We start from the raw sequence: 12,968 nt of genomic DNA, 5'->3' as shown, positions 1-12,968 counted from the left end.
CGGCAGCGCATTGGCGGCGCGGCATCTCCTGTGATCAATTGCGCGCGTCGCAAGTGAGGTAGCCCATGGCCAGCAACGTCAATCCCGATCCCTTCACGACACGCCCCGAGATCGAGGGCACGTTCGGGGTCGTCGCCACCACGCACTGGATCGCGACCGCCGTCGGCATGGCCGTCCTCGAAAAGGGCGGGAACGCCTTCGACGCCGGCGTCGCCACGGCCTTCACGCTCCAGGTGGTCGAGCCGCATCTGAACGGCCCCGGCGGCGATGTCCCGATCATCGTGCACGACGTGAAGCGTAGGCGCACCGAGGTGATCTGCGGTCAGGGACCGGCGCCGGCACGCGCCACCATCGCGCATTACAGGAGCGAGGGGCTCGACATGGTCCCTGGCACCGGCCTGCTCGCGGCCTGCGTTCCCGGCACCTTCGAATCCTGGATGATGCTGCTGCGCGATTATGGCACGATGCGCGTGCGCGACGTGCTGGAACCGGCGATCTCCTACGCCCGGGACGGCTATCCGTTGGTCGAGCGCGCCTGCGCCACGATCCAGACGGTCGAGCAGCTGTTCCGCAAGCACTGGCCGACCTCGGCCGCGGTCTACCTGCCGAACGGCGAAGTGCCAAAGCCCGGCACGCTGTTCACCAACACGACGCTGGCCGCGACTTACCAGCGGATCCTCAACGAGGCCGAAAGCGGCGGCGGTGGCCGCGAGGGCGAGATCGAGCGCGCACGCAAAGCCTGGTCGCAGGGTTTCGTCGCCGAGGCCATCGACAAGTTCTGCCGAACGCAGGAGGTGATGGACGTCAGCGGCTCGCCGCATCGCGGCGTGCTCTCCGCCGACGACATGGCGCGCTGGCAGCCGACGGTCGAAGCGCCGCTCACCTACGATTATGGCCGCTACACCGTCTGCAAGGCCGGCGTCTGGAGCCAGGGGCCGGTGACGCTGCAACAACTGGCCCTACTGAAGGGTTTTGCTCTCGACGGGCTCGATCCGACCGGACCCGAGTTCATCCATCTCCAGATCGAATGCGCCAAGCTCGCCTTCGCCGACCGCGAGAAATTCTACGGCGATCCCAAGTTCAGCGAGATTCCGATCTCGACGCTGCTGTCGAACGCCTACAACGACGAGCGCCGCAAACTCGTCACCGACAAGGCTTCGCTCGAACTCCGGCCTGGCTCGGTCGAAGGCTTCGGCGGCGTGGTCAAGCTCCGCCGAGCCGAGGGCCAACGCGAGGCCGTCGGCGCGCTCGGCGCCGGCGAACCGACCGTGGGGCGCTTCGGCGAGGTGCGCGGCGACACCGTGCATTTCGACATCATCGACAAGGCCGGCAACATGGTGTCCTCGACGCCTTCAGGAGGCTGGCTGCAATCCTCGCCTGTCATTCCCGAACTGGGCTTCTGCCTCGGCAGCCGCGCCCAAATGTTCGATCTGGAAGAGAACCAACCCGGTTCGCTCGCACCGGGCAAGCGGCCACGCACCACGCTGTCGCCGACCATGGCGCTGCGCGACGGCGAGCCCTACCTCGCCTGGGGCTCGCCCGGCGGCGACCAGCAGGACCAGTGGATCACCCAGTTCTTCCTGCGCCACGTCCATTGCAATCTCAATCTCCAGGAAGCCATCGACGCGCCGGCCTGGCATTCCGAGCATTTCCCGATCTCGTTCTGGCCGCGCACCGCACGCCCTGGCGTGCTCGTGGTCGAGAACCGCGTGCCGAAGGCGACGATCGAGAACCTTCGCGAGCGCGGGCATATCGTCGAGGTCGGGCCCGACTGGTCCGAAGGCCGCCTCACCGCGGCCTCCCGCGTCGGCGTCCGCCGGCGCGCCGCCGCCAATCCGCGCGGCATGCAGGGTTACGCCGCGGGACGCTAAAGGCAACACATGACCTGGTCGATCATCGCGCGAGATCCTGCCACCGGCCAGTTCGGCATCGCGGTCGCGACCCGCTTCTTCGCCGTCGGCGCACGTGTGCCCTATATCGCGGCCGGCGTCGGCGCCATCGCGACCCAGGCCTTCGTCAATCCCTATTACGGCATCGACGGCCTCAAGCTGCTGCGTGAAGGCCTGAATGTGCATGACGTTCTCGCCGCGCTGCTCGCCACCGACGACGGCCGCGAGAGCCGGCAGGTCCACATCATGGACGCGACCGGCGAGATCGCCGCCCATACTGGGCGCGACTGCGTCAACTGGTGCGGGCACGTCGCAGGCAGCGGCTTTTCGATTGCCGGCAACATGCTCGCCGGCGCCGACGTGCTCGACGAGACCGCAAAGACCTATATCGCCAACGACAGCCTGCCCTTCCCGCGCCGCCTGCTCGCGGCGATGCGCGCCGGCGAGGCCGACGGCGGCGACAAGCGCGGCAAGCAGTCCGCCGCGCTGCTGATCCATGGCGAGGAGGAATGGCCGGCGCTGGACATCCGCGCCGACGATCATCCCGATCCACTCGGTGAGCTCGAACGGCTCGAACGTGTCAGCCAGGAGCTCTGGGTGCACTTCCGCCCTTCCATGCCGACGCGGCAAAATCCATCCGGCAACACCGATCGCAGCGTCATCGAAGCAACTATCGCCGCGGCACAGGCAAGGCAGGCATGAGCGCCGGTCCTCTCATCGAGATCACGGATCTACGCATCCGCTTTCACGGCGACGACGGCCGGATCACCCATGCGGTCGACGGCGTTGATCTCAGTGTTGCCAATGGCGCGACGCTCGGCCTCGTCGGTGAATCGGGCTGCGGCAAGAGCGTGACCTCGCTGGCCATCATGGGCCTCCTGCCGAAGCAGAGCGCGGAGATTTCAGGCGCGATCCGCTTCGATGGTTTTGACCTGCTGAAGACGCCGGACCAGACCCTGCGCGACTTGCGCGGCAACCGGCTCGCGATGATCTTCCAGGAGCCGATGACCTCGCTCAACCCGAGCTTCACCATCGGCGACCAGATCATCGAGACCATCCTGCGCCACCGCGGCGGCTCGCGGAAGAGCGCGCGCGAGCGGGCCATCGAGCTGTTGCGCCGCGTCCACATCCCCTCGCCCGAGCGGCGCATCGACGAATATCCGCACAAGCTCTCGGGCGGGATGCGCCAGCGCGTGATGATCGCGATGGCGCTCGCCTGCGATCCGCGCCTCTTGATCGCGGACGAGCCGACCACCGCGCTCGACGTCACCCTGCAGGCGCAGATCCTGGAATTGATGCGCGAGCTGAAGGCTGCGAGCGGCGCCGCCATCATCCTGATCACGCACGATCTCGGCGTCGTCGCCGAGGTCTGCGACGAGGTCGCGGTGATGTATGCCGGCGAGATCGTCGAGCGTGCGCCGGTGGATGAGCTGTTCTCCGCGCCGCAACACCCTTACACCGTCGGCCTGCTCGGCTCGATCCCGCGGCTCGACCACCGCGCCGAGCAGCTCGCGACGATCGAAGGCATGGTGCCGAACATGGCGCAGCCGCCGGCCGGCTGCCGCTTCGCCGCGCGCTGTCCGTTCGTGCTGGAGGCCTGCACCAAGGCGCCGCCGCCATTGATCGAGGTCAGCCCCGGCCACCTCTCGCGCTGCATCCGCGCGCCGCTCGAACGACTGGTGTCGTGATGGCCTCGTTCTCCCCTCTCCTGCCCCGGGCGCGGTGCAGCACAAGCGAAGCGCCATGGGCCGCCGCTGAACCGGGGCCCATCGCGCCGCAGACTGGGTCCCGGTTCAGCGTCACAACACTTCGTGTTGCGCCGCGCCCGGGACACGAGACCTCCACCGACGAGGAGCAGACACAATGACCGCGCTGCTCGAGGTCAAGGGCCTGGTCAAGCATTTCATCGCCGAGCGCTCGCTGTTCGGCCGGCCGCTGGCGCATGTGAAAGCGGTCGACGGCGTGTCCTTTTCGCTCGACGCCGGCAAGACGCTGGCTCTGGTCGGCGAATCCGGTTGCGGCAAATCCACCGTCAGCCGGCTGGTGCTGCGGCTGATCGAGCCGGATGCGGGCTCGGTGCGCTTCAATGGTCGCGACCTGCTCGCGCTGGATGCCGATGGCTTGCGAAAATTCCGCCGCGAAGCGCAGATAATCTTCCAGGATCCATACGCCTCGCTCAATCCGCGCATGACCGTCGGCCAGATCCTGACCGAGCCGTTGGCGCTGCTCGGCCTCGTGCCGTCAGCGCAGCGGCGCGAGCGCGTCGCCGAGCTATTGCGCCTGGTAGGCCTCGAGCCACGGCTGGCGCGGCGCTATCCGCACGAATTCTCCGGGGGCCAGCGTCAGCGCATCGCCATCGCCCGCGCGCTCGCGGTCGAGCCGAAGCTGATCATCTGCGACGAGCCGGTCTCCGCGCTCGACGTGTCGATCCGCTCGCAGATCCTGAACCTGCTGCGCGAGCTGCAGGACCGGCTCGGCCTTGCCTACATCTTCGTCTCGCACGATCTCGCCGTGGTCAAGCACATCGCCGACCACGTGGCGGTGATGAATCTCGGCCAAATCGTCGAGACCGCGGAAGCGGACTCGCTGTTCGCAGCACCAAGCCATCCCTATAGCCGGGCGCTTTTGTCCGCGATCCCCGTGCCTAAACCGCAGGCAAAGCGCAGCCGGATTGTGCTGCAGGGAGAGATCCCCAGCGCGCTCAATCCGCCGCCGGGATGCCGCTTCCACACCCGCTGCCCCTACGTGGTCGAGCGCTGCCGCAGCGAGATGCCTCAGCTGGCCGCGGATGGCATCGGACATGCAACGGCCTGCCACCGAACGTCGGAACTGCCGCCCTCCGCGGCGATCGTCCCGTCCGACGGCGGCTTTTCGCCGGTCCTTGAAAAATTGGTCGCCGCCTTCAGCGGCGGCCCGGAAGCAGTCCGCGGCAGCGGGGTTAGTTCATTGGGAACGGACCCGGTATAGCCGCAAAACAGAGGTTGAGAGCGATGAGTTTCATGCGTTTGGCAATCCTGGTGTCGGCCGTGCTGACGTCGCTCGCGGGCGCAGCCCAGGACCAAGTCCAGGCTCAGACCACGCTGCGCATCGGCATCGCCGAGGACCCTGATATCCTCGATCCCAGCATCGGCCGCACCTATGTCGGCCGCATCGTGTTCTCCGCTTTCTGCGACAAGCTGTTCGATATCGACGAGAAGCTCAACATCGTGCCGCAGCTCGCGCTGTCCCACGAGACCTCGGCCGACGGCAAGGAGATGACGATCAAGCTCCGGCCGGGCGTCAAATTCCACGACGGCGAGCCGCTCGACGCGGAAGCCGCAAAATTCTCGATCGAGCGCCACATGACGCTACCGACCTCGTTCCGCAAGTCGGAGCTTGCCAGCGTCGACCATGTCGAGGTGGTCGATCCCCTGACGATCAAGCTGGTGCTGAAAACGCCATACTCACCCTTGATCGCCCAGCTCACCGACCGCTCCGGCATGATGGTCTCACCGAAGGCGGCGAAGGAAGCTGGCGACAAGTTCGGCCTGCATCCGGTCTGCGCCGGCCCCTACAAATTCGTCGAGCGCGTCCAGCAGGACCGCATGGTGTTCGAGAAATTTGCCGATTACTGGAACAAGGACAACATCCATATCGATCGCGTGGTGTTCCTGCCGATCGTCGATGCGACCGTGCGGCTTGCGAACCTGAAGTCAGGGGGTCTTGATCTGATCGAGCGCGTGCTCGCCACCGACATCAAGGACGTCCGAGCCGATCCCAAGCTGGTGCTATCGACCGCGCCGGAGCTCGGCTATCTCGGCCTGACCGTCAATATCGGCAATGACAAGGCCAAGGGGCCACTGAGCCAGTCGGCGAAGGTACGCCAGGCGCTCGACCTCTCGATCGACCGCGAGGCCCTCAACCAGGTCGTCTTCAACGGCGAGTTCACCCCAGGCAATCAATGGGTCAGCCCGACACATCCCTACTACCAGAAGGCATTCCCGGTCCGCGGTCGTGATATCGCGAAAGCCAAGGCGTTGTTGAAGGAAGCCGGCGTCCCCACGCCGGTGACGGTGGATTACATGATCCCCAAGGGCGCGGAGAACGAAGCCGTGGCCCAGGTCGTCCAGTCCATGGCCGCCGAAGCGGGCTTCGACATCAAGATCCGTGCTGTCGAATTCGCCACGACCTTCAAGCAGGCCCAGGCCGGAGAATTCCAGATCTTCCAGATCAACTGGAGCGGCCGTATCGATCCCGACGGCAATTCCTACATCTTCATGCGCAGCAAGGCACCGCAGAACGACGGCGGGTACGCGAATCCGGAAGCCGACAAGCTGATGGAAGACGGGCGGGCGACCTCCAATGTCGAGGAGCGCAAGGCGATTTACGCCAAGCTGACAAAAATCCTACTCGACGATTTGCCGATCATCTACATCTATCACCGCACGCTCCTGATCGCACACACGACCAAGCTTCAGGGCTACAAGCAGATGCCCGACGGGCTGGTGCGCGTGGTCGGATTGAAGTTCAAGTGACGAATCTGACGATAGGTGCGTGTCCCGGACTCGGCGCAGCCCGCAAGCGCCGCACCGCAGCGCCGGGACCCATAGCGATGACACATCGTGATAGATGGGTCCCGGTTCAGCAGCGCAGCATTGCATGTTGCGCCGCGCCCGGCACACCGGCCTAACCATGCTGAGATTCCTTGCCCACCGCATCGCTCAGATCGTGCCGACACTGTTCTTCGTGTCGGTGCTGATCTTCTCGCTCCAGCAATTGCTGCCGGGCGATCCCGCGCTGGTGATGGCGGGCGAGGAGCGCGATCCCGCCGTGATCGAGCAGATCCGGCAGCAGTACAAGCTCGATCAGCCGATTCCCGTGCAGTACGTCTACTGGCTCAAGGGCGTCCTGACCGGAAACTTCGGCGAGTCCTTGCGCAACAAGATGCCGGTGCGCGAGCTGATCGCGCAAAAATTGCCGGTGACGCTGCAGCTCGGCTCGATGGCGATCCTGATCGCGTTCTTCATCGGCATTCCCGCCGGCATCGTCTCCGCGGTGAAGAAGGGCACGGCCTGGGACTATGGCGCCAACCTGTTTGCGCTGTGGGGGATCTCGACGCCGAACTTCTGGCTCGGGATCCTGCTGATCTTCCTGTTTTCGATCAAGCTCGGTTGGCTGCCGGCATCGGGCTATGTCCCGCTCACCGAGAACTGGCGCGCGAGCCTTGCCGCCACCATCATGCCGGCCTTCGTGCTCGGCAATGCAATCTCCGCGGTCCTGATGCGGCATACGCGCAGCGCCATGCTTCAGGTGCTGGAGAGCGACTATGTCCGCACCGCGCGCGCGAAGGGGCTCTCCGAGCGCTCCGTGATCCTCAAGCATGCCATGCGCAATGCACTGACGCCCATCATCACGCTCGGCGCGCTGGAGCTCGGCACGCTGCTGTCGGGTGCGGTCCTGACCGAGCAGATCTTCTCCATTCCCGGTTTTGGCAAGCTGATCGTGGATGCCGTCTTCAACCGCGACTACGCGGTGGTGCAGGGGGTCGTGCTGGTCACGGCCACGGTCTACATCACGCTGAACCTCGTCGCCGATATCGCCTATATCCTCGTCAATCCCAAGCTAAGGGGTTAGGCGATGACCGACGCTGCCCTATCAACCACCCCTGCCACGCAAGCCTTTGAACTTGACAGCCCGGCGCGCCGCGCCCGGCGGCGGCTATTCAAGCGCAAGGCCGCCGTGTTCGGGCTCGTTGTGATCACGGCGTTCATCCTGCTTGCGGCCTTCGCCCCGCTCATCGTGCCCTATGATCCCATCGCGACGAGCTGGAGCCTGGTGCGCAAGGCCCCCACCGCGGCGCACTGGTTCGGCACCGACGAGCTGGGCCGCGATATCCTCAGCCGCGTCGTCTACGGCGCGCGCGCCTCGCTGCTCGCGGGCCTCATCTCGGTCGCGATCGCGCTCGGCATCGGCGTGCCGCTTGGTCTCCTCGCCGGTTATCGCGGCGGCTTCCTCGATGCACTGATCAGCCGGATCACGGACGCGATGCTGGCCTGCCCGTTCCTGATCCTGGCAATCGCGCTCGCCGCATTCCTCGGGCCGAGCCTCGGCAATGCCATGATCGCGATTGGCATCTCGGCGACGCCGATCTTCATCCGCCTGACCCGTGGCCAGGTCCTCGTCGTCAAGGCCGAGGATTATGTCGAGGCCGCGCGCGCGCTCGGCAATCCGCCGTGGCGGATCGCGATCGCGCATATCCTGCCGAACATCCTGCCGGCACTGCTGGTACAGGCGACGCTCTCGATCGCCGCCGCCATCATCGCCGAAGCCGCATTGTCGTTCCTCGGCCTCGGCCAGCAGCCGCCGGCGCCATCCTGGGGCAGCATGCTCAACGCCGCGCAGCGCTTCCTGACCCAGGCGCCGTGGATGGCGATCTGGCCGGGACTTGCGATCTTCCTCGTGGTGCTGTCGCTGAACCTGCTCGGCGATGGCCTGCGCGACGCTCTCGATCCGAGGCAGCGGTAGAAGCCGAAACGGCCCTTTCACCTCTCCCCTTCGGGGAGAGGTGAGGACCTCAAATCACCACTTCCCGCATCACGCGGCGGCAATCCATCTCGTATTCGAGATCGACCACCGGCGGCCGGGCGAAATGCCAGGTCAGGCCGGAACGCAGAGCGCCGCGGCGGACCAGTTCGTCGACGAGGGCATGGTGGAAGTCGTGCACCGAATAAGCCTGCACGCCGGTAGTTTCCTTCCAGCCGAATCCAAACGCCGCCAGCCGGTTCTCCATCTGCGACGTCGTGGTGAAGCGCACCTTTTCACGCAGCCCCTCCGGGCTGAGATCGCGATAGCGGACGGTGCGCTCGACGTAGGTGCCGCCGCCCTCGCGAGCCTCGGCGCCACCCGCTATCACGAAGCTCGGCGCCTTCGAGCGGGTCGGACGCGTGAAGGAGAACGCGTAGAACGACGGCTCGGACGGCGGGTCGATCTCGGGACAGACATTGCTGCGCGCCACCGGATTGGTGGTGCCGTCGAAGATGCTCCATTCGGACAGCGTCTTCACATAGTGCAGGTTGAACGCGCGAAAGCCCTCTTCGCTGAAGGCCGCGGGTGAACGCAGCTCGCAGGCGCAGAACGCCGTCAGGGGACGACCTGCCTCCTGAATGAATTTTGCGGCCAGTGCAAATCCTTCCGCGAGCGGCACCAGACGGTCGAAGCGGACACGCTCGATCTCATAGCCGTCGTCCGCGGCGGCACCCGCTGAGTATTGAAACACGGACGGAATGAAGCGGTAATTGCCGGCAGAGAACTGACGAATCATGACGAACTCCTATTCAAGCTGCATGCGAATGCCTTTGGCGCCATTGAGTAGGCGCTTCAGGTGAAAGCCGGCCAGGGAATCGTCGGCGTGCATGCCGACCAGCGCGGCAAAGGCCGGCATGGCCGCGGCATCGCCGGCCTCCATCTTGGCGAAAGCCTCCGAATACAGCGCCGTCTCCGACGCTTCGTATTTGGCGGGCGGCAATGGCTCGAACGCGCGCAACGGCTCGCTGCGTCCGCGCAGCATCAGTTCCCCGACGGGGCGGCCTTGAAAGTTCTCAGCCGCCTCGGCGACGCTACCGCTGACGCAAATGCGGGTGCCCAAATGCTTGTTGGCGGCCTCCAGTCGCGCCGCGATGTTGATGGAATCTCCATACGCGGTGTAGTCGAAGAAGCGGTTGCCCCCGAAATTGCCGACCAGCGCAGGGCCGGCGTGAATGCCGATGCGGGTGGCACCGAAGGTCACGCCCGTGGCGCTCTGGTGCGCGCGGAAGTCCTGCGCCCAGGCATCGAGTTCATGAGCGCAGGCGACCGCGCGCGTGGCATAGTCCGGCTGATCTCCGGGCGCATTGAAGAGCACCTGAATCGCGTCGCCGATGATCTTTGCGACCGTGCCCTCATGCTCAAAGACGATCTCGGTCATGCCGCCGACATATTCATTGAGCAGCTTGCCCAGCGTCTCGGGCGGCGCGCTTTCCACCAACGAGGTGAAGCCGGTAATATCGGTGAAGATGGTGGCGACATCGCGCCACTGCACTTCGATCCCCTCGCCGTCGCCGCTTGCGGCCAGACGCTTGGCCAGCTCCGGCGAGAAATGACGCGATAACGCGGCATGGGCGCGCTCGGCTTCGATCTGGCGCCGCCTCACGTCGCGCAGCATCTCCACATGGCGGATGGTCTTCTCGATGGTGGCTTCCAGATCGGCGAAGTCGATCGGCTTGGTCAGGAAGTCGAACGCGCCGCGGTTCATGGCGGTTCGGATGTTGCTCATGTCGCCATAGGCGGAGACGATGATGGTCGACTTCTTGTCCTCGGCCTCCTGGAGTTTCGCGAGCAGCGACAGGCCGTCCATCCTTGGCATGTTGATATCGGAGACCACCATGTCGACATGCGGATTTTGCTCGAGCGAGGCCAGCGCATCGAGGCCGTCGCGGGCAAACATGATATCGATCTGCCCGTCGCGAATCTGCCTGCGGAACTTTTGCAGGATCAGCGCCTCGAGATCCGGCTCGTCGTCGACGAAGAGGATGGTCGCAGTCATGCTGCTTGCTCGAGCCTCGTATCGATCTCCTGACGCAGCAGCGCAAAGTCGATCGGCTTGGTGAGGAGCCCGACTGCGCCGCGCTCGATCGCCTTGCGCCGCGTCTCGGCGTCGCCATAGGCCGTGATCATGATGACGGGAACGTCAGGATGCGCAGCGCGCACCTTTGGCAGCATGTCGAGCCCGCTCATGCCGGGCATGTTGATGTCGGACAGGATCAGGATCAACGAGGGATCGCGAACCTCGGCAGCGCGCTTGAGTGCGTCGGGCCCCGACGAGGCGAACTCCATCTGGAAGCGGCCGGCGCGCAACTCGCGCCGGAACTGCTGCCGGAACAGCGCCTCGACGTCGGGCTCGTCGTCGACGACCAGGATGTAAACGTTCAAGACTTGCCTCCGGGAGTGCCGCCTACCGCCATCGTGCGCGGCAGGCTGATGATGAATTCGGTAAATACACCTTGTGCGGTGTTCACGTCGATGGTGCCACCGTGCTGCTTCACGACGATGTCATGGCTCATGGACAAGCCGAGTCCGGTGCCCTCGCCGGCCGGCTTGGTGGTGAAGAAGGGATTGAACATCCTCTCCTTCACCTCGGGTGGGATCCCCGTGCCATTGTCGCGGATCCGGATTTCGACCCTGCCGCCGAGATCCTTCGTCGCAACGCTTAGAGTGGGCTCGAAGGCCTCGCCGGCGCTCTCCTTGCGCTTGGCAGTGGCATAGAAGCCGTTCGAGATCAGGTTGAGCAAGACGCGCGTGATCTCCTGGGGAAAGATGTCCACCATGCCGGCAGCGGGATCCAGCTCGCGCTGCAGCGTGACGTTGAAGGACGGCCGTTCGGCGCGCGCGCCGTGATAGGCTAGATTAAGGCTCTCCTCCACGACCACATTGATGTCGACGGCGCGATGCTCGCCGGAGCCCTCGCGCGAATGCAACAGCATGTTCCTGACGATGGAATCGGCGCGCTTGCCATGCTGCACGACCTTCTCGAGGTTGCTTCTGAGCATGCCAGTCAGCTCGTCGACCTCCTGCCTCGTCTTGTCCTCGAGCGCGGCCGATTGCAGGGTCTCGTTGAGCTCCTCGATCAGCTCGGTCGAGACCGCGGAGAAATTGTTGACGAAATTGAGCGGGTTCTTGATCTCGTGGGCAATGCCGGCGGTGAGCTGGCCGAGGGAAGCGAGTTTTTCGGTCTGGATCAGGCGGTCTTGCGCGGTTCGAAGCTCGTGGAGGGATTGTCGCAGTTGGGATGTCCGCTGCTCGACTTTCTTTTCCAGATCCGCGTAGGATTCCTGCAGGCGCGCGCCCATGTCGTTGAACTGGTCGGCAAGCCCTTCGAGCTCATCGCCAGTGCGGATCGAAATGCGCTGGGAGAAGTCGCCACCGCCGATCCTTTCGGCGCCGCTGCGCAGCGCTTGAATCGGCCCGACCATGCGGCGCGCGAGGAATATCCCCGCAAGCACCGCGAAGATCGACGCCGCGAGCAGCACGATCGCGAGCCGCTGCAGCGAGGCGTAGAGCGATGCATAGGCCTCCTCGACCGGCAACTCGACGAACATGGTCCAGTGCAGCGGCGCGATCGGCGCCGATGCTGTCAGGACCTTCCGTCCCTGGATGTTGCGCGCTTCCTCGAGCGCATTCGCCATCGTGCCGCCGCCAGCCTGCGCGGCGCGCACCTGTGCGAGGCCGGACATGTCGGTATTGCGCAGGACCAGACTGATGTCGGGATGCGCGATCAGGCGACCCTCCGGCCCCACGACATAGGCATGGCCATTCTCGCCGACCTTGATCTGGGAGACGACGTCCCAGATCAGCTTGAGATTGACCTCGGCGATACTGACCCCTGCGTCCTTGCGCGCGCCGGCCAGCGCCAGCGTCATATAGGGCTCGGACTCCCGGCGGAAATAGACAGGGCCGTAATAGACCTTGTGCGCCACGGCCTCGGTGAACTTCGGATCACTGGAGAGGTCGATCCCGCTCTCGATGGCATCCATCGCCAGCCGCGAGACCCGCAGCCGTTCCTTGCCGGTCGAATCGACCTGGGCGAGCTCGGTGATCCCGGGCACCTGGCGCAGCAGCCGCAGCGCGTCGAACCGGCGCTGCTCGATCGAGCCTGCCGACCACGGCAACTGCGTGGTCCAGCCGAGCTGGCTTTCGATCTCCTTGACGAACTGGCCGATCTTGGCCGCGGCCGCCTCGGCCTGCTCGTGCTGGACCCGGATCAGCGAAGCCTTGTGCTCGCGATAATAGAAGAAGACCTCGAACAGGCCGTTCGCCAGCAGCGCGATGGCGACGACGGCCACGAACAGCGCAACATACTTGGTGAACAGCCGGGTCCTGATGCCCCGTCCTTCCCCTGCACCAGGGGCAGCGCCGTCCGGCACCGCACTCGGCAGCGTGCCGGCTCGCGAGGTGTCGGGATGGAGGGAAAGGCTCATCCTGCGGAACCTAGCAAGAAGACCGGGCCTTGTCTCTCGCAAGCGCGGCAAGGCCCCCGCCCGACGATCGCGGCGTCGAATTGATGCG

At 65.2% G+C, this 12,968-nt stretch carries 11 protein-coding genes; 7 read left to right on the top strand and 4 right to left on the bottom strand.

All coding sequences use genetic code 11. From position 1 onward, the window contains the following. Positions 1-65: 65 nt before the first annotated feature. The 7 genes from ACFDR6_RS20545 to ACFDR6_RS20515 all read left to right on the top strand — a co-directional run bounded on the left by ACFDR6_RS20545 (position 66) and on the right by ACFDR6_RS20515 (position 8,393). Positions 66-1,871 carry a gamma-glutamyltransferase family protein gene (locus tag ACFDR6_RS20545; protein WP_375859308.1) on the top strand — a complete coding sequence of 602 codons (1,806 nt, stop codon included), beginning with the start codon at positions 66-68 and terminating at the stop codon, positions 1,869-1,871. Positions 1,872-1,880: 9 nt separating this feature from the next. After that, on the top strand, positions 1,881-2,591 hold the full coding sequence (locus ACFDR6_RS20540) for a DUF1028 domain-containing protein (protein WP_375859307.1): 711 nt from the start codon (positions 1,881-1,883) through the stop codon (positions 2,589-2,591). Then, entirely contained in the window at positions 2,588-3,577 is a 990-nt protein-coding gene (locus tag ACFDR6_RS20535; RefSeq protein WP_375859306.1) for an ABC transporter ATP-binding protein, read from the top strand. The genes ACFDR6_RS20540 and ACFDR6_RS20535 overlap by 4 nt, the downstream gene beginning before the upstream one ends. A 175-nt stretch (positions 3,578-3,752) precedes the next feature. Continuing rightward, positions 3,753-4,856, top strand: a complete 1,104-nt coding sequence (locus tag ACFDR6_RS20530) for an ABC transporter ATP-binding protein (protein ID WP_375859305.1) — start codon at positions 3,753-3,755, stop codon at positions 4,854-4,856. A 23-nt stretch (positions 4,857-4,879) separates the two neighbouring features. Then, the gene (locus ACFDR6_RS20525; protein ID WP_375859304.1) at positions 4,880-6,403 is read left to right on the top strand and encodes an ABC transporter substrate-binding protein; all 1,524 of its coding nucleotides are present in this window, start codon (positions 4,880-4,882) and stop codon (positions 6,401-6,403) included. Between the two features lie 157 nt (positions 6,404-6,560). Continuing rightward, entirely contained in the window at positions 6,561-7,502 is a 942-nt protein-coding gene (locus tag ACFDR6_RS20520) for an ABC transporter permease (protein ID WP_375859303.1), read from the top strand. A gap of 3 nt (positions 7,503-7,505) precedes the next feature. After that, positions 7,506-8,393, top strand: a complete 888-nt coding sequence (locus ACFDR6_RS20515) for an ABC transporter permease (protein ID WP_375859302.1) — start codon at positions 7,506-7,508, stop codon at positions 8,391-8,393. A gap of 49 nt (positions 8,394-8,442) precedes the next feature. Here the strand turns inward: ACFDR6_RS20515 and cnbZ are convergent, their stop codons facing one another. The 4 genes from cnbZ to ACFDR6_RS20495 are packed head-to-tail and all read right to left on the bottom strand — an operon-like array spanning position 8,443 to position 12,880. Further along, positions 8,443-9,189, bottom strand: coding sequence for a 2-amino-5-chloromuconate deaminase CnbZ (gene cnbZ, locus ACFDR6_RS20510; protein ID WP_212081137.1), 747 nt, complete (start codon positions 9,187-9,189; stop codon positions 8,443-8,445). 9 nt (positions 9,190-9,198) lie between these two features. Next, positions 9,199-10,449 (bottom strand): adenylate/guanylate cyclase domain-containing protein, encoded by a 1,251-nt coding sequence (locus tag ACFDR6_RS20505; RefSeq protein ID WP_375859301.1) that lies wholly within the window; start codon positions 10,447-10,449, stop codon positions 9,199-9,201. Beyond that, positions 10,446-10,835: a response regulator gene (locus tag ACFDR6_RS20500; RefSeq protein WP_212081135.1), complete on the bottom strand. Its 390-nt coding sequence runs from the start codon at positions 10,833-10,835 to the stop codon at positions 10,446-10,448. Before ACFDR6_RS20500 ends, ACFDR6_RS20505 begins: the two co-directional genes overlap by 4 nt. Further along, a complete protein-coding gene (locus tag ACFDR6_RS20495; RefSeq protein WP_375859300.1) occupies positions 10,832-12,880 on the bottom strand; it encodes a sensor histidine kinase in 2,049 nt (682 codons plus the stop codon). Before ACFDR6_RS20495 ends, ACFDR6_RS20500 begins: the two co-directional genes overlap by 4 nt. Between the last annotated feature and the right edge of the window lie 88 nt (positions 12,881-12,968).

The organism is Bradyrhizobium tunisiense, assembly GCF_042263385.1.
GTDB classification, from domain to species: Bacteria; Pseudomonadota; Alphaproteobacteria; order Rhizobiales; family Xanthobacteraceae; genus Bradyrhizobium; species Bradyrhizobium tunisiense.
This window is presented reverse-complemented; position numbering and strand designations above follow the sequence as displayed.